Annotated in this window: 20 protein-coding genes; 10 read left to right on the top strand and 10 right to left on the bottom strand. The window is 70.0% G+C overall.

Annotation, left to right across the window (positions count from 1 at the left end):
• Nucleotides 1-5: 5 nt before the first annotated feature.
• From ADK66_RS27800 to ADK66_RS27820, 5 genes are all read right to left on the bottom strand, one after another.
• Nucleotides 6-650 carry a hypothetical protein gene (locus ADK66_RS27800; RefSeq protein WP_053660629.1) on the bottom strand — a complete coding sequence of 215 codons (645 nt, stop codon included), beginning with the start codon at nt 648-650 and terminating at the stop codon, nt 6-8.
• A gap of 93 nt (nt 651-743) precedes the next feature.
• Complete coding sequence (locus tag ADK66_RS27805; RefSeq protein ID WP_053660464.1) at nt 744-1,454, bottom strand: ABC transporter permease subunit; 711 nt, start codon at nt 1,452-1,454, stop codon at nt 744-746.
• A 67-nt stretch (nt 1,455-1,521) separates the two neighbouring features.
• On the bottom strand, nt 1,522-2,433 hold the full coding sequence (locus ADK66_RS27810) for an ABC transporter ATP-binding protein (RefSeq protein ID WP_053660467.1): 912 nt from the start codon (nt 2,431-2,433) through the stop codon (nt 1,522-1,524).
• Nucleotides 2,433-3,338 (bottom strand): ABC transporter permease, encoded by a 906-nt coding sequence (locus tag ADK66_RS27815; protein WP_053660468.1) that lies wholly within the window; start codon nt 3,336-3,338, stop codon nt 2,433-2,435. The genes ADK66_RS27810 and ADK66_RS27815 overlap by 1 nt, the downstream gene beginning before the upstream one ends.
• Nucleotides 3,331-4,245: an ABC transporter ATP-binding protein gene (locus ADK66_RS27820; RefSeq protein WP_053660471.1), complete on the bottom strand. Its 915-nt coding sequence runs from the start codon at nt 4,243-4,245 to the stop codon at nt 3,331-3,333. The genes ADK66_RS27815 and ADK66_RS27820 overlap by 8 nt, the downstream gene beginning before the upstream one ends.
• A 238-nt stretch (nt 4,246-4,483) precedes the next feature.
• On the opposite strand from ADK66_RS27820, the gene ADK66_RS27825 reads away from it, so the two are divergent.
• From ADK66_RS27825 to galT, 4 genes are all read left to right on the top strand, one after another.
• Nucleotides 4,484-5,998, top strand: coding sequence for a glycosyltransferase (locus tag ADK66_RS27825; RefSeq protein ID WP_053660473.1), 1,515 nt, complete (start codon nt 4,484-4,486; stop codon nt 5,996-5,998).
• Between the two features lie 88 nt (nt 5,999-6,086).
• Nucleotides 6,087-7,616: an adenylyl-sulfate kinase gene (gene cysC, locus ADK66_RS27830; RefSeq protein ID WP_053660631.1), complete on the top strand. Its 1,530-nt coding sequence runs from the start codon at nt 6,087-6,089 to the stop codon at nt 7,614-7,616.
• A 110-nt stretch (nt 7,617-7,726) separates the two neighbouring features.
• Nucleotides 7,727-8,551: a DeoR/GlpR family DNA-binding transcription regulator gene (locus ADK66_RS27835; RefSeq protein ID WP_053660475.1), complete on the top strand. Its 825-nt coding sequence runs from the start codon at nt 7,727-7,729 to the stop codon at nt 8,549-8,551.
• The gene (galT, locus tag ADK66_RS27840; protein WP_053660477.1) at nt 8,548-9,624 is read left to right on the top strand and encodes a galactose-1-phosphate uridylyltransferase; all 1,077 of its coding nucleotides are present in this window, start codon (nt 8,548-8,550) and stop codon (nt 9,622-9,624) included. Before ADK66_RS27835 ends, galT begins: the two co-directional genes overlap by 4 nt.
• A 326-nt stretch (nt 9,625-9,950) precedes the next feature.
• Here galT and ADK66_RS27845 read toward each other — a convergent pair whose 3' ends face one another.
• The gene (locus ADK66_RS27845; protein WP_053660478.1) at nt 9,951-11,168 is read right to left on the bottom strand and encodes an NADP-dependent isocitrate dehydrogenase; all 1,218 of its coding nucleotides are present in this window, start codon (nt 11,166-11,168) and stop codon (nt 9,951-9,953) included.
• Nucleotides 11,169-11,306: 138 nt separating this feature from the next.
• On the opposite strand from ADK66_RS27845, the gene ADK66_RS27850 reads away from it, so the two are divergent.
• Nucleotides 11,307-12,104 (top strand): MBL fold metallo-hydrolase, encoded by a 798-nt coding sequence (locus tag ADK66_RS27850; RefSeq protein WP_053660481.1) that lies wholly within the window; start codon nt 11,307-11,309, stop codon nt 12,102-12,104.
• A gap of 78 nt (nt 12,105-12,182) precedes the next feature.
• On the opposite strand, the gene ADK66_RS27855 is transcribed toward ADK66_RS27850, so the two are convergent.
• Both ADK66_RS27855 and ADK66_RS27860 read right to left on the bottom strand, forming a co-directional pair.
• Complete coding sequence (locus ADK66_RS27855; protein ID WP_053660483.1) at nt 12,183-13,133, bottom strand: malate dehydrogenase; 951 nt, start codon at nt 13,131-13,133, stop codon at nt 12,183-12,185.
• Nucleotides 13,134-13,284: 151 nt separating this feature from the next.
• Entirely contained in the window at nt 13,285-14,145 is an 861-nt protein-coding gene (locus ADK66_RS27860) for a bifunctional methylenetetrahydrofolate dehydrogenase/methenyltetrahydrofolate cyclohydrolase (protein WP_053660485.1), read from the bottom strand.
• 435 nt (nt 14,146-14,580) lie between these two features.
• On the opposite strand from ADK66_RS27860, the gene ADK66_RS27865 reads away from it, so the two are divergent.
• From ADK66_RS27865 to ADK66_RS27885, 5 genes are all read left to right on the top strand, one after another.
• Nucleotides 14,581-16,182, top strand: coding sequence for an ABC transporter substrate-binding protein (locus tag ADK66_RS27865; protein ID WP_053660487.1), 1,602 nt, complete (start codon nt 14,581-14,583; stop codon nt 16,180-16,182).
• Nucleotides 16,183-16,380: 198 nt separating this feature from the next.
• Nucleotides 16,381-17,319, top strand: a complete 939-nt coding sequence (locus ADK66_RS27870) for an ABC transporter permease (protein WP_053660488.1) — start codon at nt 16,381-16,383, stop codon at nt 17,317-17,319.
• Nucleotides 17,320-17,337: 18 nt separating this feature from the next.
• Nucleotides 17,338-18,294 (top strand): ABC transporter permease, encoded by a 957-nt coding sequence (locus ADK66_RS27875; RefSeq protein WP_053660490.1) that lies wholly within the window; start codon nt 17,338-17,340, stop codon nt 18,292-18,294.
• A gap of 70 nt (nt 18,295-18,364) precedes the next feature.
• On the top strand, nt 18,365-19,393 hold the full coding sequence (locus tag ADK66_RS27880; RefSeq protein WP_053660492.1) for an ABC transporter ATP-binding protein: 1,029 nt from the start codon (nt 18,365-18,367) through the stop codon (nt 19,391-19,393).
• Nucleotides 19,377-20,408, top strand: coding sequence for an ABC transporter ATP-binding protein (locus tag ADK66_RS27885; protein ID WP_053660494.1), 1,032 nt, complete (start codon nt 19,377-19,379; stop codon nt 20,406-20,408). The genes ADK66_RS27880 and ADK66_RS27885 overlap by 17 nt, the downstream gene beginning before the upstream one ends.
• 133 nt (nt 20,409-20,541) lie before the next feature.
• Here ADK66_RS27885 and purH read toward each other — a convergent pair whose 3' ends face one another.
• Nucleotides 20,542-22,113, bottom strand: coding sequence for a bifunctional phosphoribosylaminoimidazolecarboxamide formyltransferase/IMP cyclohydrolase (gene purH / locus ADK66_RS27890; RefSeq protein ID WP_053660496.1), 1,572 nt, complete (start codon nt 22,111-22,113; stop codon nt 20,542-20,544).
• On the bottom strand, nt 22,110-22,724 hold the full coding sequence (gene purN, locus ADK66_RS27895) for a phosphoribosylglycinamide formyltransferase (protein ID WP_053660498.1): 615 nt from the start codon (nt 22,722-22,724) through the stop codon (nt 22,110-22,112). The genes purH and purN overlap by 4 nt, the downstream gene beginning before the upstream one ends.
• Between the last annotated feature and the right edge of the window lie 120 nt (nt 22,725-22,844).

Below are 22,844 nucleotides of genomic sequence, written 5' to 3' on the forward strand. Positions count from 1 at the left end.
ACAGCTCACCAGCCGCGCAGGAAGCGCAACCCGAGCAGGAACGCGATCACCGCCGGCCCCACCAGCAGGGTGATCGCCTGGAGGCGGTACGGCATCCGGTGCCGGGTCAACTCCCCCGCGTTGCCCAGCACGATGGCCCCGGCCAGCATCAGGAACGCTCCCCACCAGCCGGTCTCCAGCCGGATCAGGTCCACCCGGATCAGTTGCAGTGTCACACCGAGCAGCACGGCGGTAAGCGCGAGCAGGGCCACCGCCCGGTGCAGGCCGCGGGCCAGCGGGTCGGCCGCCCGCCACCCGTAGGTGCCGGCGACCGCCAGGCAGGGCAGCACCACAAGCAGGGGCCAGCCCAGCCCCATCACCCCGAACATCAGCAGCGCGCCCACCGCGAACACGAGGCCACCGACGCAGGCGAGCATGTAACCGCCGAAGGCCCGACCTCCGCCCCGGGCCAGCAGCGGCCCACCGCTGGCGGCCATCAACGCGGCCGGGATCAGGATGAACACCGCCCACCAGTGAAACCGGCCGATGCCCTGGGCCGCCGTGGTGACGATGGCACAGGCCAGCCCGGCGGCTGCCAGGCTGGTCAGCCAGGGCCGGCTGCTCCGGGAGTACGGCTCAGTCAACGACGTCCGCTCCGCTTCGACGATCACGTCCACCAGCCTCGCCCGGCGTGGCCCGGCCGGTCCATCCGGCCAGCCCTACCGCCGTGGGGTGGCTGGCCGGAACACCGCCTCGCACCGGCCTCAGCTCGTCTCGCCAGCCACGCTGAACGACCGCAGGCGGTCGATGGCCAGCACCGTGAAGCCGACGCTCACCAACGCGGTCATCACCGACGCCACAGGCACCGACACGCTGGTCTCCAGCAGCCCTGTGGGTGCGAGCCGGTCGGCCAGGGCGATCACGTACTGCTGGATCGAGAGCACCTTCGTTCCGCTGACGAAGTTGCCGAGCAGCCCCTCCCAGATCAGCACGTAGACCAGGCCGAGAAGCACCGGCCGCCGGGTGACCAGGCTGAGCGCGAGGAAGAACGCCGAGTACGCGAGCGCGCCGAGCGCCGCCGCCGCGGCCAGCGCCAGGCCGAGGCGTACCGAATCGGCAAGCACGCCCGCGACGTAGAGCGGCACCGCGACGGTGGCCGCTGTGACGCCGGCGGACACCGCGAGCTTCGGCAGGACGATCTGCCAGCGCGGCAGCGGCTTGGTGAGGATGTGCACCACGGTGCCGTCGTCGATCTCGGCACCGAGCACGCCGGTGCCGATGATCAGCGCGACGACCGGCAGCACGACCGCCAGACCGAGACCGACAAGCACCGGCGGACCCCACTGACCCGGGTCGACGCCCAGCGAACGGCAGAGCACGGCCAGACCGAGCAGCACCAGTGGCAGCGGGAGCAGCAGCAGGAACCGGCGCCGGCCGAACAGCCCGCGTGCGGTGATCCAGGTAATTGTCGACATCTCAGCTTCTTTCGTTCGTGACTGCGGGGCTCACTCGCTGCGCTCGTTCACTCCTCGCACTCACCGGTCAGGCCTCCACGAGATAGGAGAAAACGCTCTCCAGGGACTCATCCGACGGCACCAGTTGGCGCACCCGAATGCCCCGGGTCAGCGCGATCCGGGGCAGCGCCCGGGTGAACGCCCCGTAGTCGCCGGCCCGCACGGTCAGCCCGGTGCGGTCCAGCTCGACACCGTTCACCGACTCCTCGCCGATCAGCGCCACGGCCAACGCCCTGTCGTCGGTGGAGCGCACCGCGAAGACGTGCGGACGGTTGGTCATCAGCCTGCGGATGGTGCGGAAGTCACCGGAGGCGGCGAGCCGACCGGCCACCATCACCTGCACCGTGCCGGAGATCTGCTCGACCTCCTCCAGGATGTGCGAGCTGAACAGGATGGTCCGGCCGGCATCGCCCAGCTTGTGCAGCAACTCCATCATGTGCAGCCGCTGGCGCGGGTCCATGCCGTTGAACGGCTCATCGAGCAGCAGCACCTGCGGGTCGTGCACCATGGCGGCGGCCACCCGGGCCCTCTGCCGCATGCCCTTGGAGTACGTGCCGATCCGCCGGTCCTGCGCCGACTCCAACTCCACAAGGTCGATGGCCCGGCGGGCCGCCGCCGCCGGGTCGGGCAGCCGGTGCAGCTTCGCGCTCGCCAGCACGAACTCGTATGCGCTGAGGAAGCTCTGCACCGCCTCCCGCTCGCTGACCAGCCCCAGCCGGCGGTACACGTCGGGGTTACGCCAGGTCGGCTGGTCGTCGAGGGTCACCGTGCCGCGCGACGGGGAGAGGAACCCGGCCATCATGTGCAGCAGCGTGGTCTTGCCGGCGCCGTTCGGGCCGAGCAGACCGGTCACGCCGGGCCCGAGATCCATGCTGATGTCGTTGACGGCGACCACGTTGCCGTACCACCGGGACACCCCGGTCAGGCTCAGCGTGCTCATCAGGATGCGACCTTCCGGTAGCGGGCCAGCAGGAGGGCGGTCGCACCGGCGACCAGCAGCACCGCGGCCAGGGCGTAGACCGGACCGAAGTCACCGATCATCGCGCCGCCCTGCCCGTTCTCGACAAGCAGGTCGCCGAGCGACCAGATGCCGACGCCCTGCACGAGGGTGGAGGGCGAGGCCAGGCCGGCCAGTTCGTTTGCAGTCGTCGACGGCAGGATGCTCAGCGTGCCCACGATCGGTGTGGTCATCAGGAAGACCGCCACCACGCCTCCGGCCGCGAACGCGCGCTTGCCGGTCAGCGACGCGACAAGGAGCCCGATCGAGGCGAAGACCACCGCCCACAGCCCGGCGTAGAGCAGCCCGGGGAGCAGGTCGAGCAGTTCGTTCCAGACGCCGCTCATGCCCTCCTTGGTGGTGAACGCCGCACCGAGGAACATCACCAGCTGCGGCCCGCCCAGCAGCAGCCACAGCGCTGTGACGAGTGCCAGCAGCTTGGCCAGCGCGTAGTCGTTGCGCGGCAGCGGCCGGGAGAAGTACAGCGGCAGCACCCCGCTGCGCAGGTCCCGCGAGACCAACTCCGGCGCGGCCACCGCCACGAAGAAGATGACGAGCCAGCTCATCGAGTCGGCGAACTGGGCGTACGTGGCGACCGGCTCGCCGATCTGGCTGCGTACCGCCGTCAGGGCCACGGCCACCAGGGTGACGATCCCGACCACGAGCCACGGAAAGATCTTGGCCTTGACGCTGCGTCCGAAGCCGAACGTGGTGCGCAGGCCGTGTACGTAGAGCGCGCCGAAGACGTGCCGACGGCCCAGCCGTGGCCCCGTGTAGCGCTGGTAGCCGATGTCGTGGATGACACCTGTGGGCGTGGACCGCACTGCGGCGGATGACGGCTCAGGCATGGGAGAGCTCCCTCGTGGCGAAGAGTTCGGCCACCCGGTGCCGGCGCTGGTCCAGTCGGTGCAGTGGCAGGTCCAACTCGGCGACCGCACCGAGGATCAGGTCGTAGGTGCTGTCGTCGGCGAGCGGTACGAGCAGCAGCCGCCCGTCCCGGGCCACCGGCAGGTCGAGTGCGGCCAGCCGGGCGGCCAACTCCTCGGTGCCCTCGCTGACCTCGACGGCGAGCACGTCGGTGGCCGAGGTCATCGCGGAGATGCGGTCGGCGCGCAGCAGCCGGCCGCCGTCGATGGCGACAAGCGTGTCGCAGATCCGCTCGACCTCGCCCAGCAGGTGCGAGCACACAAGCACGGAGATGCCGAACTCGGTGCCGATGCGGTGCACAAGCGCCAGCATGGCGTCCCGGCCGGCCGGGTCCAGCCCGTTCGTCGGCTCGTCGAGCAGCAACAGGTCGGGGTCGTGCACAAGCGCCTGGGCCAGCTTGACCCGCTGCTTCATGCCTGTGGAGTAGCCGCCCACCGGACGGTAGCGCTCCTCGTAGAGCCCAACGTGGCGCAGCGCCTCGGAGGCGCGTTCGCGGGCCGTGGTGCGGGGTAGGCCACTCATCCGGCCGAGGTGCGTCACCAGTTCGGCGGCGGACAGGTCCGGCGGGAGACAGTCGTGCTCGGGCATGTAGCCGACGCGGGCGCGGACCGCCGCCGGATCGGCGGTCGGGTCGATGCCGAGCACCGAGACCTGACCGCTGGTCGGGGGAATCAGGCCGAGCAGGATCTTGATCAAGGTGGACTTGCCTGCGCCGTTCGCGCCCACCAGACCGATGATCCCGGGCTCGACGGCAACGGTGAGGTCGGCGAGTGCGGTGACCCGACCTCCGTACGTCTTGGTGAGCGACTGGGTCGCTATCAGTGTCACGACGTCAGCGTATGGAGTCGATGCCCCCGAGGGACACCGGCGCGCCCCCGGTGCTCCCCTGATCCTCGCGACAGTTCGACCCCTAAGGTCCGTCGCGTCAACACGGGACGTTTGCGCCGGTCCGGGCACGCCGTGACACCCCGCCGCGAAAATCGCCGATCCCGGATGGCACGATTCACATTCCGTTCACCGGACGGTGTCCCCGAGGACATTCGGCCGCCGACGCGGGAGGATCGCGATGGTCGAGGCTGGCGCCCCCAAGGTCAGTGTCGTCGTACCTGCCTACAACAGCGGACAGCACATCGAGAAGCTGGTGTCGTCACTGCTGCGGCAGTCGCTGACCGCCGGCGAGTTCGAGGCGGTCTTCGTCGACGACGGATCGACCGACGACACCGCCGAACGGTTGGACCGGCTGGCCGCCACACACGAGCACATCCGGGTGCTGCACATCGAGAACTCGGGCTGGCCGTCGCGTCCCCGCAACGTGGGCATCGAGCACGCCCGCGGCGAGTACGTCTTCTTCGCCGACGACGACGACTGGTTCGCCGACCAGGCGCTGGAGCGGCTCTACGACTGCGCGAAGACGTACGACGCGGACGTGGTGATCGGCAAGATGGCCGGGCACGGACGCGGCGTGCCTCGGGAGTTGTTCCGCAAGAACCGCTTCGACGCCACCCTGTCCAACGCCCCGCTCATCGACAGCCTCACCTGCCACAAGCTGTTCCGCCGTTCGTTTCTGATCGAGCACGGGCTGCGGTTCCCGGAGGGCGGCAAGCGGCGGCTCGAGGACCACTCGTTCGTCGTTCGGGCCTACTTCAAGTCGCGCCGCACCTGCGTGCTGTCCGACTACACCTGCTACCACCACGCCCAGCGAGGTGACAGCCGCAACGTCACTGCGGCGCTGATGGAGCCGTCGAGCTACTTCGCGAGTGTGCGGGACGCGCTGGACGTCGTCGACGCCAACACCGAGCCGGGTCCGCTGCGTGACCGGCTGCACCGGCGGTGGCTGCGCAACGAGATGACCAACCGACTGCGTGGCAAGCGGATGCTGGAGGCTCCGGAGGACTGGGTGGAGCAGGTCGCCCTGGAGGTCCAGAAGATCATCCAGGATCGGTTCGCGCCGGGTGTGGCCGCCGGCCTGCCGCCCCTGCAACGGGCCGTGGCCTACCTGGCCGGGCAGGGTCGGGTCGCTGACCTGCGCCGACTGGCCCGCTGGGAGGCGGGCGTCGCCGGGCACAGCCGGATCGACGACCTCCGGCCCAGCGAGCACGCCGTCGCCGTCACCGTCGCCGCCGAACTGCGCTCCGGAGGCCAGCCCATCGGCTTCCGCAGCGACGACGAGCGGGACGTACTGGTGCTCCCGGTCGACGAGATCGACGCCGAGATCCTCGACGCCACCCAGCAGGTCCGCAAGGCGCGGCTGGACCTGGTCGCCCGCCGCCGGGAGACCGGTGACGAGATCTTCCTCCCGGTGACCTTCGAGACCGAGCGGGTCGGTGACCAGGCCGCCGGGGAGATCATCCACCTCGTGCACCGGGCCACCACGACGATCGACTTCCGTTCCCTCAACGGCGGCCGGACCCGGGGCAGCTGGCTCATCAAGGCACGGATCACCAATGCCGGGTGGACGGAGGACTCGCCGCTGCCGTTGATCTTCGTCTGCCGCGCCGACGGTGCCCGTCCGCGCATCCGCGACGAGAGGAAAGTCTGGAACCGGCTACGGTCTGCGGTGGGTCGCCGGGTCCGCCGCTGACCGACCCGCCCGGCTCGTGGAGTGGCGGCCTCGACCGATCGGCGGTGGGCTGCGAAACTGTGTGCCGATCACCGAGTGGGGGGTGTTGATGAGCAACGGCTGGGTGCTTCCCGACGAGGTGCTCCGGGACGCGCCGGCGTACACGCCGCGTCCCGGTGAGCTCGCGGATCTGGAGCTGCTGCTGACCGGCGCATACGCCCCCCTGACCGGCTTCATGACCCGCGCCGACCTGGTGTCGGTGAGTCGTCGTGGCCGCCTTGCCGACGACACCCCGTGGCAGGTGCCGGTGACCCTCCAGGTGCCGAGCGCGCTCGCGCAGGGCTTCGATCCGCGCGACCCGGCCCGCCGGGCTCTTGTGCTCACCGACGGCGAGGGCGCTCCGGCGGCCGCCCTGGACGTGGTGGACGTCTGGTCGGTCCGCGAGGGCGTGGCCGGAGTCGGCGGTCAGGTGCAACGGCTCGGCGACGGCGGTCACGGCCCGTTCCAGCGGCTGCGCCGCAGCCCGGAGGAGGTCCGTGCGCTGCTGCCCCCGGGCCGGGTGCTGGGTGTCATCGCCGATCGGCCACTGCACCGGCCGCAGTTGGCCCAGATCGCGCATGCCGCCCGTACGCTGGCCGCGCACCTGCTGGTGATGATCCCGGTCGGTGAGGGCGGCGTCGGTGGGCTCGCGCCGGAGGCGCTGGTGCGTGCGATCTTCGCCGCCCGGGACCGGATGCCACCGGCGACCCTTGTGGCGGTGCCCCTCTCGCACCGGCGGGACGAGATCAGCGATGCCCTGCTGCGCGCCCGGGTCTCCGCCGCGTACGGGGTGACCCACCTGCTCTCCACCGGGGAGATGCTCTCCGGCGCCGGGCTGCGGGTGCTGGTGCCCCGCGAGTTGGCGTATGACAACCGGGACGGGCAGTGGCGCTGGCGGGACGACATCCCGCCGCGTAACCGCCGCCTGGCGCTGACCCAGGGCGAGATCGACGACCTGCTCGACAGGGGTTTCCCGCTGCCCGAGTGGCACACCCCTCCCGCGGTGGCGAAGGAACTGGCCCGTGCCCGGCCGCCGCGCCGGCACCGGGGCCTTGTGGTCTTCCTGACCGGGCTGTCCGGCTCCGGCAAGTCCACGATCGCCCGCGGGCTGGCGGACGCGCTGCGGGAGAACGGCGACCGCACTGTGACACTGCTCGACGGGGACGTGGTGCGCCGGGAGCTCTCCGCCGGGCTCGGCTTCAGCAAGGCCGACCGGGATCTCAACGTGCGGCGGATCGGCTGGGTGGCGTCGGAGATCGCCCGGCATCGTGGGGTGGGCATCTGTTGCCCGATCGCCCCGTACGCGGCCGCGCGGGCGACCGCCCGGGAGATGGCACTGGCCGCCGGGGCGGGCTTCATGCTGGTGCACGTCGCCACACCGCTGGAGGTGTGTGAGCGGCGGGACCGCAAGGGCCTGTACGCGCGGGCCCGGGCCGGCCTGCTCACCGGGATGACTGGCATCGACGACCCGTACGAGGTGCCGACCGACGCCGATCTGGTGCTCGACACCACCGATCTGAGCGTGGCGGACGCGGTGGAGGCTGTGCTGCACCATCTCACCGAGACCGGGTGGGTGGAGCTCAAGATCCCGTCCGCCTGAGTCGTCGGCCACCCCTTTCCTCCATCACCTCGGCGTTCGCGCTAGTGTTCGTCTTTGTTGGAACACGTTCGAGCGCGTGAGAGTGCGTGGCGCCGGGGAGGAAACGCGAGATGTTCGCTCAACAGCGGCAGGCGGCCATCCTGGATCGGGTCCGCTCGGCCGGCGGGGTGCGGGTCAGTGACCTGGCCACCGAGTTCGGCGTCTCCGACATGACCATCCGGCGTGACCTGGAGGCGCTCGACGAGCGCGGCCTGCTGGCCAAGGTGCACGGCGGCGCCACCGCGACAGGCCCCAGCTCGACCGACGAGCCGGGTTTCCGCGCCAAGTCGGTGCGTCAACTGGCGGAGAAGGCCGCGATCGCGGACCGGGCGGCGAAGATGGTCCGGCCGGGTGCGGCGATCGCGCTGTCCGCCGGCACCACTACCGCCGAGCTGGCCCGAAGGCTGGTGGACGTTCCCGGCCTGACCGTGGTGACCAATTCGCTGCCGGTGGCCGAGGTCCTGCACGCCGCCGGTCGATCCGACCAGACGGTGGTGCTCACCGGCGGTGTGCGTACGCCCTCGGACGCCCTCGTCGGGCCGCTCGCTGTCGACGCCATCCGGACGCTGCACCTGGACCTGCTGTTCCTCGGGGTGCACGGCATCACCGAGCGGGCCGGCTTCACCACCCCGAACCTCATGGAGGCGGAGACCGACAGGGCGCTGGTGGCTGCGGCCGACCGGCTGGTGGTGCTCGCCGACCACACCAAGTGGGGCACTGTGGGCATCTCCTCGATCGTCGAACTGGCAGCGGCGCACGTACTGGTCAGCGACGACCGGTTGCCCCCGCCCGCACGACGGGCACTCGGCGAACAGGTGGGCGAACTGGTCATGGTGAAGGCAACGGGGGCGGGCCGCGCGACGCGCACGCCGACGAGTGAGGGGGCGGCGCAGTGAAGCGCACCGCGATCGACCTGGCCGACGGCCGGGAGCTGATCTACTTCGACGAGAACGACGACGCCGTCCGCGACCAGCCCGACCGCCGGGACCTGCCGCCACCGCCGCCCGCCTCGCAGCTGCGCTACGACCCGCTGACCGACGAGTGGGTGGCCGTCGCCGTACACCGGCAGACCCGCACCTTCCTCCCGCCCGCCAACGAGTGCCCGCTGGACCCGTCGGTCGGCGACCGGCTCACCGAGATCCCGGCCCCCGACTACGACGTGGTGGTCTTCGAGAACCGGTTCCCGTCGCTGAGTGGCCGGGTCGCCGACGAGCCCGGCGAGATCACCCCGTTCACGCCGGTCCGGCCCGGCCTGGGCAGGTGCGAGGTGGTCTGCTTCACGTCGGATCACAACGCGTCCTTCGCCAGCCTCCCCCCGCGCCGTGTCCGCACCGTCCTGGACGCGCTCGCCGACCGCACCGAGGTGCTCGGCGAGCTGCCCGGCGTGGAGCAGGTGTTCTGCTTCGAGAACCGGGGCGTCGAGATCGGTGTCACCCTGCACCACCCGCACGGGCAGATCTACGCGTACCCCTTCGTGACGCCGCGCACCCGGGCGCTGCTGGCCGCGGCACGGCGGCACGCGGAGCGGACCGGCGGGGGCAACCTGTACGCCGACGTGCTGGCCGCCGAGCGCGCCACAGGTGACCGCGTGGTCGTCGAGAACGACCACTGGACCGCGTTCGTGCCGGCGGCCGCCCGCTGGCCGTTCGAGGTGCACGTCGCGCCGCGCCGGGTGGTGCCGGACATCCCGGCGCTTGACGACGACGAGCGGGAGGCCTTCGGCCCGCTGTATCTGGACCTGTTGCGCCGCTTCGACGGGCTGTTCGACATGCCGATGCCCTACATCGCGGCGTGGCACCAGGCGCCCGTCCGAATCGACCGCGAGTTGGGCCACCTGCACCTTCAGCTGTTCAGCATCCGGCGGGCCGCCGACAAGCTGAAGTATCTGGCCGGCTCCGAGTCGGGGATGGGCGTCTTCATCAACGACATCTCCCCCGAGCGGGCCGCCGACCTGCTGCGCGCCGCCTGAAGGAAGGGCCCCCTGTTAACGCCTCATGCATAGGAAGGGTCCCTTCCTAACGCCTAACGCCTGGGGAACAGGGCGCGGGGGGCCCGGGACAGGGCCCCCCGCAGGGAAGGGACGGCTGGCTGTGCACGCCACAGCCGGGAAGGCTGCCTGATCGGCACACACGCAGCGGGTCGACCGCGGTCAACCTTCCGTGGACGCGACTGGCATCTCGTCCACCCTGGTCAACGAGGCGCGCCGGAGGCGGTGACGCGGGAGGCGTGTCCCCTGCCAGACAAGCCGGAGCCCGCCGGCTCGTGCCGGCGGGCTCCGCTTCTGGTACGGCTGGATCAGCCAGCGATCTTGCGAGCCAGGTTCTCGTCGAGCGCGTTCATGAACTCGTCGGTGGTCAGCCACGGCGCGTCGCGCGAGATGAGCAGCGCGAGGTCCTTGGTCATCTGGCCGCCTTCGACGGTGTCGACGATGACCTGCTCCAGGGTGTTGGCGAACTCGGTCACCGCCGGCGTGCCGTCCAGCTTGCCCCGGTGGGCGAGGCCCCGGGTCCAGGCGTAGATCGACGCGATCGGGTTGGTCGAGGTCTTCTCGCCCTTCTGGTACTGCCGGTAGTGCCGGGTGACAGTGCCGTGCGCGGCCTCGGCCTCGACGGTGCGGCCGTCCGGGGAGAGCAGGACCGAGGTCATCAGACCCAGCGAGCCGAAGCCCTGCGCGACGGTGTCGGACTGCACGTCACCGTCGTAGTTCTTGCAGGCCCAGACGTAGCCGCCCTCCCACTTGAGCGCGGCGGCGACCATGTCGTCGATCAGCCGGTGCTCGTAGGTGATGCCGGCGGCGTCGAACTCGGCCTTGAACTCGTTCTCGAACACCTCGGCGAAGATGTCCTTGAACCGGCCGTCGTACGCCTTGAGGATGGTGTTCTTGGTGGACAGGTAGACCGGGTAGTTGCGGTCCAGGCCGTACCGGAACGAGGCGCGGGCGAAGTCCCGGATCGACTCGTCGTAGTTGTACATGCCCATGGCGATGCCGCCGCCGGGGAAGTTGGCGACCTCCATCTCCATCGGCGCGCCGCCGTCGGCCGGGGTGTAGGTGATGGTCACCGTGCCCGGGCCGGGGACGACGAAGTCGGTGGCCTTGTACTGGTCACCGTGGGCGTGCCGGCCGATGATGATCGGCTTGGTCCAGCCGGGGACCAGCCGCGGCACGTTGGACATGATGATCGGCTCGCGGAAGACGACGCCGCCGAGGATGTTGCGGATGGTGCCGTTGGGCGACCGCCACATCTTCTTCAGGCCGAACTCCTCCACCCGGGCCTCGTCCGGGGTGATGGTCGCGCACTTGACGCCGACGCCGTGCTCCTTGATGGCGTTGGCGGCGTCAACGGTGACCTGGTCGTCGGTCTCGTCGCGGTGCTGGATCGACAGGTCGTAGTAGTGCAGGTCGACGTCGAGGTAGGGCAGGATCAGCTGCTCCCGGATCTGCTTCCAGATAATCCGGGTCATCTCGTCGCCGTCGAGCTCCACGACCGGGTTGTTTACCTTGATCTTCGCCATCGGCCGGCGCTCCTCTCGGGGGACACGTGCTCAAGCAGTACGAGCGTACTGCAAATGGGCCGGCAGCCCCCACCCGGCCTGGACCGACCGGGAAAAACCGGGCTGCACGGCGCAGGAGTTCCCTGGCACCATCACCCGATGCCTCTGAGCCGCACCCTCGGGTCTATCACGGTCACCGCACTCACCGACGGGGAGGGTCCGTTCTTCCAGCCCCGCGCCGAGGCGTTTCCGGAGGCCACTGCGGCGCACTGGCGCGAAGCCGACCGGCGCGACCCCGGCTCGGTGACCGCCGACGGGCGGTGGTGGCTGCCGTTCCGCAGCTTCGCCCTGCGGGTCGGCGACGGGCCGGTCACCCTGGTCGACGCCGGCATCGGGCCGGCGGACTCCCCCGCCGCGAGCTGGGCGCCGGTGCCGGGCCGGCTGCCGGCCGAACTGGCGGCGGCCGGCATCGACCCGGACGACGTGCACGCCGTCGTGCTCACCCATCTGCACACGGACCACGTCGGCTGGGCGGTGACCGGCACCCCGGGGCGGCCGCACTTCCCGAACGCGAGCTACCTGGTGCAGCGGGCCGAACTGGACGCCCTGGAGGTGATCAATCCCGGGCTGCGGGCCAGCCTGGTCGCGCCGTTGCGCGCCGCCGGCCAGCTCCGGGTGGTCGACGGCGAGACCACGCTCACTCCCGGGGTACGACTGTTGCCCACCCCCGGGCACACTCCCGGCCACCAGTCGGTGCTGCTGGAGGCCGCCGACGATCGGATGCTTGTCACCGGCGACCTGCTGGTGCACGCCGTGCAACTGGTCGACCCCGACCTGGCGTACGCCCACGAGGAGGATCCGGACGACGCCCGCCGCTCCCGCACCGGGCTGCTCGGCACCCTCTCCCCGGTCATCCTCGCCACGCCGCATCTGGGTGACCCGTTCACCGGGCACTGACACCTCGGGCCGTATCTGGACGAGCGAAGGGCCCGCCGGGGATGCCGGCGGGCCCTTCGTCAACGGTTGGTGCGGTTGTCACATGCTGGCGACGTCGCCCTGCTTGGCGCGGACGGCCTCGGCGGCCTCCTTGAGGCTGGCCAGCTCGTCGGCGTCCAGGTCGGTCTCGACGACCCGCTTGACGCCCTCGGCGCCGATCTCGGCCTCGACACCCAGGTAGACGCCGGAGATGCCGTACTCGCCGTCGACCCACGCGCAGACCGGCATGACCGCGCCGGAGTCCTCGGCGACGGCCTTGGCCATCCGGGCGGCGGCGGCGGACGGCGCGTAGTACGCCGAACCGGTCTTGAGCAGCGCGACGACCTCGGCGCCACCGTTGCGGGTCTTGACGACCAGCTCCTCGATCTGCGCGGCCGGCATCGCGTCACGCAGCGGCTTGCCGTTGACGGTGCTCTTCGAGGGCACCGGCACCATGGTGTCGCCGTGCGAGCCCAGGGTGAGCGTCCGTACGGACGCCACCGGGACGCTCAGCGCCTCGGCGACGAAGTTGGTGAACCGGGCGCTGTCCAGCATGCCGGCCTGGCCGAGCACCCGGTTCTTCGGGAACTGGGTGGCCAGCTGGGCCAGGGCGGTCATCTCGTCCAGCGGGTTGGAGACCACGATGACCACGGCGTTCGGGGCGTACTTGGCCACGTTCTCGGACACCTGCCGGACGATCTTGGCGTTGGTCTCGAGCAGGTCCATCCGGCTCATGCCGGGCTTGCGCGGCAGGCCGGCGGTGATCACCACGACGTCGGAGCCCTCGATGGCCTCGTAGCCCTCGCCGTTCGGGCCGGTGGTCGCGCCGACGACCTTGGTCTCGAAGCCCTCGATGGCCCGCGACTGGTTGAGGTCCAGGGCGAGTCCCGCGGGCTTGCCCTCCACGATGTCGGTGATCACGACGGTGTCGAAGACGTCGTACTCGGCCAGGCGCTGTGCGGTGGTGGAGCCGTAGAAGCCAGCCCCGACGACAGTGACCTTCTTACCCATGGTCGTCCCACTCCCTGCTACCAGTCGGTTTTCCGGACCGTATCAGTCATCCTGGCACCCATCAGGTCAGGGGCGGCGGACAACGGCGGGATGGGGCGAACGTCACCGCCGCGCGGTTCGACACCGTGCGGACGCACCTGCCCGGCGGCGGTCAACCGCGCTCTGCGCGCTCCACGACGTTGGTGAGCAGCATGGCCCGCGTCATGGGGCCGACACCACCGGGCATGGGAACCAGCCCACCGGCCGTCTCGGCCACCTCGGGATCCACGTCACCGGTGTAGCGACCCTTGCCGTCCTGGCCGATCACCCGGGTGATGCCCACGTCGACGACCACAGCGCCGGGCCGGATCATGTCGGCGGTGAGCAGACCGGGTACGCCCGCCGCGACGATCACGATGTCGGCGGCCCTGGTGTGCGAGGCGAGGTCGAGCGTGCCGGTGTGGCAGAGCGTCACCGTGGCGTTCTCGCTGCGCCTGGTGAGCAGCAGGCCGAGCGGGCGGCCGACGGTGTTGCCCCGGCCGACAACCGCCACTGTCGCGCCGCGCAGCGCCACCTCGTGCCGTCGGAGCAGCTCCACGATGCCGCGCGGGGTGCAGGGCAGCGGCCCGTCGTAGCCGAGCACGAGTCGCCCCAGGTTGACCGGGTGCAGACCGTCGGCGTCCTTGTCCGGGTCGATCAGCTCCAGCACCCGCTGGGTGTCGAGGTGGGCCGGCAGCGGCAGTTGGACGATGTAGCCGTGGCACGCCGGGTCGGCGTTCAGTTCGGCCAGGACGTCGTCGACCTGCTGCTGAGTGGCGTCGGCCGGCAGCTCCCGCCGGATCGAGGCGATGCCGACCTCGGCGCAGTCACGGTGTTTGCCGTTGACGTACGCCTGGCTGCCGGGATCCGCACCGACCAGGACCGTGCCCAACCCGGGGATGATGCCGCGTTCCGCGAGTGCCTTCACGCGTATCCGCAGCTCGTCCTTGATCTCCGCCGCGGTCGCCTTGCCGTCCAGAAGCGTCGCCGTCACGAGCAGATCGTCTCATGTCCGGCACCTGCCCTTCAGACGACCTCGCTGGACGGGCACCGGGACCCGCATTAGTAACGGATAGTGACTCACCTCTCGTCACGTTCGGTGACTTTCTGTGGACCTGGTCACGCGGCGGACCGGTCAGAGTGAGCGGTCGGGCAGAGCCCGGACGACGAACCGAGCATTGGCGAATCCGGGCCACACGAACACAGCAGGTATCTGACCCGACTCGAGTATGTCCAGCTCCGGACCTTGGAGTCCGGTTCGATTCAGCCGGCTGTCGCGTGCGTCACACGGCAAAGTATTCCGAGCGTTATGCACCCGCTACCGGGCCGTTGTCGACGGCCGGTAGCGCGACCTACCGTTACCGCTTGTTGCGCAGCGTAAACCCAGCGTCGGGCCTGACTGCGCAGCGTGAGGAGATGAGGAGGCACAATGCGAGTTCGTAGACTCGCCGCCTGGACCGCCCTCCCGCTCGCGGTGACGCTGGGCCTCGCGGCCTGCGGCAGCGGCGGAGACGGTGGGTCCGGCGGAAGCGGAAGCTCAGCGGTCAGCATCCAGATCAGCGAGCCGAAGCACCTGGTTCCCACAAACACCACCGAGACGTCGGGTGCGCAGGTCCTCGCCGGCCTGTTCAGCCCGCTCGTCGACTACGACGCCCAGAACAAGCCCTACGAGGTCGCGGCAGAGTCGGTGACGTCGTCCGACAACAAGGTCTGGACGATCAAGCTCAAGGACGGCTTCACCTTCCACAACGGTGAGAAGGTGACGTCCGAGGACTACATCAACGCCTGGAACTACGGCGCGTACGCCCCCAACGGCCAGGACAGCAACTACTTCTTCGAGAAGATCGCTGGCTACGCCGACCTGCAGGGCAAGGAGCCGAAGGCCAAGGAGATGTCCGGGCTGAAGAAGGTCGACGACCTCACCTTCACCGTGACGTTGTCCGAGCCGTACATCGACTTCAAGACGACGCTGGGCTACACCGCGTTCTTCCCCCTGCCGGACGCCGCGTTCTCGGCCCCGGGCGTGGTGAAGGACTCGTACGAGCAGGCCCCGATCGGGCAGGGCCCCTTCAAGATGAAGGGCTCCTGGCAGCACGACAGCAAGATCGAGGTCGAGCGGTACGACGCCTACCCGGGCGAGAAGCCCAAGGTCAAGAACGTCGAGTTCCGGATCTACCAGCAGCTCACCGCGGCCTACGCGGACGTCCTCGCAGACAACCTGGACGTGCTGCCCACGATCCCGACCGAGAGCCTGAGCACCGCGCCGAGCGACCTGGGCGACCGCTACCAGTCCAGCCCGATGTCGTCGTTCCAGTTCCTCGCGTTCCCGACGTTCGACAAGGACTACAGCAACCCGGACGTGCGCAAGGCCATCTCGATGGCGATCGACCGTGACGAGATCACCAAGTCGGTCTTCAAGGACTCGCAGGCGCCGGCACGTTCGTTCGTCTCGCCGGTGCTGCCGGGCTACCGGGACAACACGGCGGGTGCGGCCGGGGAGTTCAACCCGACCGAGGCCAAGAAGCTCTACCAGGCCGCCGGCGGCCCGTCGAAGATCGTCATCTCCTACAACGGCGACGGCGGCCACAAGGACTGGGTCGACGCCACAGTCAACCAGCTCAAGGCCAACCTGGGTGTCGACGCCGTCGGCTCGGCCGAGCCGAAGTTCGCCGACCTACTGACCAAGGTCGAGAACAAGCAGCCGGTGGGCGCCTTCCGGATGGGTTGGGTCATGGACTACCCGACCATGGAGGACTACCTCGGCCCGCTGTACAGCACGAACGGCTCGTCGAACTACTACGGCTACAGCAACCCGGAGTTCGACAGGCTCGTCAAGGAGGGTTCCGCCGCCAAGACGCAGGACGAGGCGATCGCCAAGTACCAGCAGGCGGAGGACATCCTGGCCAAGGACATGCCGGTGATCCCGCTCCGCTTCGGCGAGAACGTGTACGGCCACTCGTCCAAGGTCAAGAACGTCGAGATGGACCTGTTCCAGCGGGTCAACCTCATCAAGATCGAAGCGGCCAGCTGAGCTGACCGAGGTGCGGGCCACCCGAGCGACGACGCCCGGGTGGCCCGAACCGCGCGGTACCCGCCGGCCCGCTGACGCGGGCACGACAGCGGCGGTGCGGACCTCCACCGGGGCCGACGGCACATCTCCGATATTTCGGGTACGACCAGAGATGCCGTCCTGCGACCCTTTCGCATATTTCCGGAGAGACTGCTAAGCATGCTCCGCTACATCCTTCGGCGCCTCCTCCAGATGGTCCTGGCGTTCTTCGGGACCACCCTGATCGTCTACGCGCTGATGTTCGCCGGCCAGGGTGACCCCATCCAGGCGCTCGCTGGCGAACGGCCGGTGACGCCGGCCCAGCGGGCCTACCTGACGGAGAAGTACCACCTCGATGCGACAGGCGTCGGCGGCTTCTTCTACCGCTACTTCGACTACGTCAAGAACCTGCTCCAGGGCGACCTCGGCCAGTCCCTGACCGGCCGGCAGATCGGCGACATCCTCCAGGCAGCCTGGCCGGTCACAGTGAAGCTCGCGCTCATCGCGCTCGCCGTGGCGATCATCTTCGGCGTCAGCGCCGGCGTGATCGCCGGCATCCGCCGGGCCAGCATCTTCGACAACTCGACGCTGGTGCTGACACTGCTGGTGCTGGGCATCCCCACAATCGTGCTGGCGCCGCTCGCCCAGTACTTCCTCGGCGTCAAGTGGCAGCTCTTCCCGCCCACCGCCGGCTCCCAACCGACGTTCTACGCCCTGCTGCTACCGGGCATCGTGCTCGGCTCGCTGTCACTGGCCACCGCGCTGCGGCTGACCCGTACCTCGGTGGCCGAGAACCTCCGCGCCGACTACGTACGTACCGCCCGGTCCAAGGGCCTTGTCAAACGTCGCATCGTCACCGTCCACGTCCTGCGCAACTCGCTCATCCCGGTGGTCACCTTCCTCGGCGTGGAGCTGGGCAACCTGATGAGCGGCGCGATCATCACCGAGGGCGTCTTCAACATCCCCGGTGTGGGCTTCAACCTCTTCCGCGGCATCCGCACCGAGGACGGCCCCCTGGTGGTGGGCATCGTCAGCGTGCTCGTCGTGGTCTACCTGGTCTCGAACCTGCTGGTGGACGTCCTGTACGCCGTACTCGATCCGAGGATCCGCTATGAGTGAGCACAGCGAGGTGCCGGCATGAGTGACTTCGAGACGGTGGCCGCCACCGAGAACCAGGCGGCACGTCGCGGCCCCTCCGGTGAGCCCGGCGCACCCAACCAGGTCGACACGCCGCAGAGACCGCGCAGCCTTGCCGGCGACGCGTGGCGCGACCTGCGCCGCAACCCGATCTTCTGGATCTCGCTGACGCTTGTCGTCGTCTTCACCCTGATGGCCCTCGCCCCCGGCCTGTTCACGGCCAACAGCCCGAACGACTGCCTGCTGTCCCGGCAGCACGCCGGGCCGTCCGGCGGAGCCATCTTCGGGTACGACTTCCAGGGCTGCGACACGTACTCCCGGGCGGTCTACGGCACGCGGGCCTCGCTGCTTGTCGGCGCGCTCGCCGCGCTCGGCACCGGGGTGATCGCGCTGACGGTCGGCATGCTCGCCGGGTACTTCGGCCGTTGGATCGACGCGGTGCTCTCCCGGGTGATCGACGTGGTGCTCGGCATCCCGCTGCTGCTGGCGGCGATCGTGCTGCTCAAGCGCGTCTCCAGCGACAGCGAGAACGCCCGGATCGCCGCGGTGATCTTCGTCCTGGCCATCCTCGGCTGGACCACGGCAGCCCGCGTCGTCCGCTCCTCGGTCATCACCGCCAAGGAACAGGACTACGTGGCGGCGGCCCGGATGCTCGGCGCCGGCAATGGCCGGATCATGTGGCGGCACATCCTGCCGAACTCGTTGGCCCCGGCCATCGTGGTGCTGACGATCGCGCTCGGCTCGTTCATCGCCGCCGAGGCCACGCTGTCGTTCCTGGGCATCGGCCTGAAAGCGCCGACCATCTCGTGGGGCCAGGACATCGACACCGGCCGGATCCACATGCGGGAGGCGGCGATGCCGCTGATCGTCCCGTCGGCCTTCCTCGCGCTGACCGTGCTGGCGTTCATCATGCTCGGCGACGCGATCCGTGACGCCTTCGACCCGAAGCTGCGGTGAGATCCTCCGTGCGAGCGCGAGGAGTGAGCGAAGCGAGCCCCGCAGTCGCGAGCGAAAGGCAGACACTGTCATGACCGTCCAACCGACGCCCGCCTCCGCCACACCCGAGGGCGGCCACCTGCTGGAGCTGCGGGACCTGCACGTCGAGTTCCGCACCAACGAGGGCGTGGCCCGGGTGATCAACGGCGTGTCGTACCACCTGGACGCCGGGGAGACCCTCGCGGTGCTCGGCGAATCCGGCTCCGGCAAGTCCGTCACCGCCCAGGCGATCATGGGCATCCTGGACACGCCGCCCGCCTTCGTCCGCTCCGGCCAGATCCTCTACCGGGGTCAGGACCTGCTCACCGGCTCCGAGGAGCAGCGCAGGCAGGTACGCGGCAAGGAGATCGCGATGATCTTCCAGGACGCGCTCTCGGCGCTGAACCCGGTCTTCCCGGTCGGCTGGCAGATCGGCGAGACACTGCGCCAGCGCGCCGGCATGTCCCGGAGCGACGCCCGCCGCCGGGCCATCGAACTCATGGACCTGGTCAAGATCCCCGGGGCCGCCAAGCGGGTCGGCGACTATCCGCACCAGTTCTCCGGCGGCATGCGGCAGCGCGTCATGATCGCCATGGCGCTGGCGCTCGACCCGAAGGTGCTCATCGCCGACGAACCCACCACTGCCCTCGACGTCACAGTGCAGGCCCAGATCATGGACCTGCTGGCCGACCTGCGCCGCGACCTCAACATGGCCATGATCCTGATCACCCACGACCTGGGAGTCGTCGCCGGCGTCGCGGACCGGATCGCCGTCATGTACGCCGGCCGGATCGTCGAGCACGCCGACGTCCGTTCGCTCTACAAGGCGCCCGCCCACCCGTACACGAAGGGGTTGTTGGAATCGATCCCGCGGATGGACGTCCGCGGCCAGGAACTGTCGACGATCAAGGGGTTGCCGCCGAACCTGATGCGCATCCCCTCCGGCTGCCCGTTCCACCCCCGCTGCCCGTACGTCCAGCAGGTCTGCGTGGACGTGGTGCCGCACGACCTGGTCCTCGGCGACGGCCGGACCAGCGCTTGCCACTTCGCGCAGGAGGTCCGTGATGACAGCGCCCGCTAGCCCCACGAAGGTCCGGGGCGAGACCATCCTCTCCGTCGACAACCTCGTGAAGCACTTCCCGATCACCCAGGGCGTGCTGTTCCAGAGGCAGATCGGCGCGGTGAAGGCCGTCGACGGTGTGAGCTTCGAGCTGCGCCGGGGCGAGACGCTCGGCGTGGTCGGCGAGTCCGGCTGCGGCAAGTCCACACTCGCCCGGCTGCTCATGCGGCTGGAGACACCCACCTCCGGGCGGGCCACCCTGGAGGGCAAGGACCTGTTCAAGGCCTCCGGCGGCGAACTGCGTCGACTGCGCCGCAACATGCAGATGGTCATGCAGGACCCGTACACCTCGCTGAACCCGCGGATGACCGTCGGCGACATCATCGGCGAGCCGTTCGAGATCCACCGCGACGCGGCGCCGAAGGGCAGCAAGCAGAAGCGGGTCCAGGAGCTGCTGGACGTCGTCGGGCTCAACCCGGAGCACATCAACAGGTACCCGCACCAGTTCTCCGGCGGTCAGCGCCAGCGCATCGGCATCGCCCGCGCCCTCGCGCTGCGCCCCGAGGTGATCGTCTGCGACGAGCCGGTCTCGGCGCTCGACGTCTCCATCCAGGCCCAGGTGATCAACCTGCTGGAGCAGCTCCAGGACGAGTTCGGGCTCTCCTACATCTTCATCGCGCACGACCTGTCGGTGGTACGGCACATCGCCGACCGGGTAGCGGTCATGTACCTCGGCCGGATCGTCGAGATCGGCACCGAGGACGAGATCTACGAGCGCGCCACCCACCCGTACACCCAGGCGTTGCTCTCGGCCGTGCCGGTGCCGGACCCGGAGGTACGCGACCAGCGCAACATGATCCGCCTGGTCGGCGACGTGCCCAGCCCGGCCGACCCGCCGAGCGGCTGCCACTTCCGCACCCGCTGCTGGAAGGCCCAGGAGATCTGCGCGGTCGAGGACCCGCAAACCGTGCCCCGCGCCGCGGACCCTCACCCGTCCGCCTGCCACTTCGCAGAACTACGCCCCGCAACCCCGTAACCTGTCCGCGCCCCGCATGGCGCGTCGATCATGGAGTTGTGGTGGGCGATTTCTCAGCCGATACCCCTTTTGCGGGGCACCACAACTCCATGATCGACGAGGTGGGGGTGGGGCGGGGCAGGGGGCAGCGCGGTTAGTGGAAGAAGTGGCGGGTTTTGGTTAGGTACATCGTTACGTTGGCCTTCTTGGCCGCCGCGATTACCTCTTCGTCGCGGATCGAGCCGCCGGGCTGGACGATGGCGCGGACGCCGGCGTCGATGAGGATCTGCGCGCCGTCGGCGAACGGGAAGAACGCGTCCGAGGCTGCCACCGAGCCGCGTGCCCGGTCGGCGCCGGCGCGGCTGACCGCGAGCTGCGCCGAGTCGACCCGGTTGACCTGACCCATGCCGACGCCGACTGTGGCGCCGTCCTTGGCGAGCAGGATCGCGTTGCTCTTCACTGCGCGCACCGCCCGCCAGGCGAACGCCAGGTCACGCAGCAGTTCCTCGTCCGCGGCCTCGCCGGTCGCCAACTGCCAGTTGGCCGGGTCGTCACCGAGAGCGTCCACCCGGTCGGCGACCTGGGTCAGCACGCCACCGGTCACCGGCCGCCACTCGACAGTCGCCGGGGTCCACACCGGCGCGCGCAGCAGGCGGATGTTCTTCTTGCCCTGCAACACCTCGACCGCGCCCTCGTCGAAGCCGGGAGCGACGACCACCTCGGTGAAGATCTCGGCCACCTGCTGGGCCAGCTCGACCGAGACCGGGCGGTTGACCGCGATCACGCCGCCGAACGCCGACACCGGGTCGCAGGCGTGCGCCCTGCGGTGCGCCTCGGCCACGTCCGCGCCCACGGCGATGCCACACGGGTTGGCGTGCTTGATGATCGCCACGGCCGGCTGGTCGGCGAAGTCGTTCGCGGCCCGCCAGGCGGCGTCCGCGTCGACGTAGTTGTTGTACGACATCTCCTTGCCGTGCAACTGCTCTGCCTGCGCCAGCCCTGCCGGGGCGTCCGGGTCGGTGTAGAGCGCGGCGGGCTGGTGCGGGTTCTCCCCGTAGCGCAGCACCGTCGACTTCCGCAGCGCCGTCCCCGCGAACGCCGGCCAGGAGTCGTCGGCCGGGGCCAGCTCCCGGGCACACCACTGGGCCACGGCCACGTCGTACTCGGCGATGTCGGCGTACGCGCGGGCGGCCAGCGCGCGGCGCTGGGCCAGTGTGAAGCCGCCCTCGCTGAGCGCGCCGAGCAGCGCCGGGTATCCCGCCGGGTCGGTCAGCACCGCCACCGAGGCGTGGTTCTTGGCGGCGGCCCGCACCATGGCCGGCCCACCGATGTCGATCTGCTCCACGCACTCCTCGACGCCGGCGCCGGAGGCGACCGTCGCCTGGAACGGGTAGAGGTTGGAGACCAGCAGGTCGAACGCCGCCACCCCCAGCTCGTCGAGCTGCGCCACGTGGGCGTCCTTGCGCAGGTCGGCGAGAAGACCAGCGTGCACCTTCGGGTGCAGAGTCTTCACGCGGCCGTCGAGCACCTCGGGAAAACCGGTCACCGTCTCCACCGGCGTCACCGGCACCCCGGCGGCGGCGATGGTGCCCGCCGTGCTGCCGGTGGAGACGATCTCCACACCGGCGGCGTGCAGGGCCTGCGCCAGCTCGACCAGCCCGGTCTTGTCGTAGACGCTGACCAGCGCCCGCCTGATCGGGCGGCGCCCGTCCTGAGTGGAACTCACGGAACCGTGACCTTCCTTCCGGTGATGGTCCAGCCTTCGCGGACCAGGCGGCCGACCTGCTCGACGAGCTGGCGGCGCTCAGCTTCCTTGATGCGCTCGGTGAGCGCGTCCACGTCGTCGTCGTCGAGCACCGGCACCGCGACCTGCGCCACGATCGGCCCGGTGTCCATGCCGGCGTCGACGAAGAAGAGCGTGGCCCCGGTGAGCTTCACGCCGTAGGCGAGGGCGTCCCGTGGGCCGTGGATGCCGGGAAACGCCGGCAGCAGGGTGTTGTGGGTGTTGAGGTAGCGGTCACCGAAGGCGGTAAGGAAATGCTCGCCGACAAGCTTGAGGAAGCCTGCGGAGATGACCAGGTCGGGCTGGTGCTTCGCGACGTGCGCGGTGAGCGCCCGGTCCCAGTCCTCCCGCGTCTCATGGTCGCCGACCCGCTCGACGAAGGTCGGCACACCCGCGGCCTCCGCCCGGTCCAGGCCCGCGATGCCGTCGCGGTCCGCGCCGACCGCCACCACCTGCGCGCCGTACGCGGGGTCGGCGGCGGCGTCCAGCAGTGCCTGCAGGTTGCTTCCGGAGCCGGAGACGAGGACGACGAGGCGGGCGGCGGACGCGGTCACCGGGCCACCCTATCGGGCAGGTCAGGACGCTCTCCGGCTGGGCGGCGCGCCGATCTCTGACAGATTCGACGGGCATCGACCAGGTACGCTGCCGGTCGCCCGGGCTGGACACCGTGCCGG

It is taken from the genome of Micromonospora sp. NRRL B-16802, from assembly GCF_001279555.1.
GTDB lineage: Bacteria > Actinomycetota > Actinomycetes > Mycobacteriales > Micromonosporaceae > Micromonospora > Micromonospora profundi.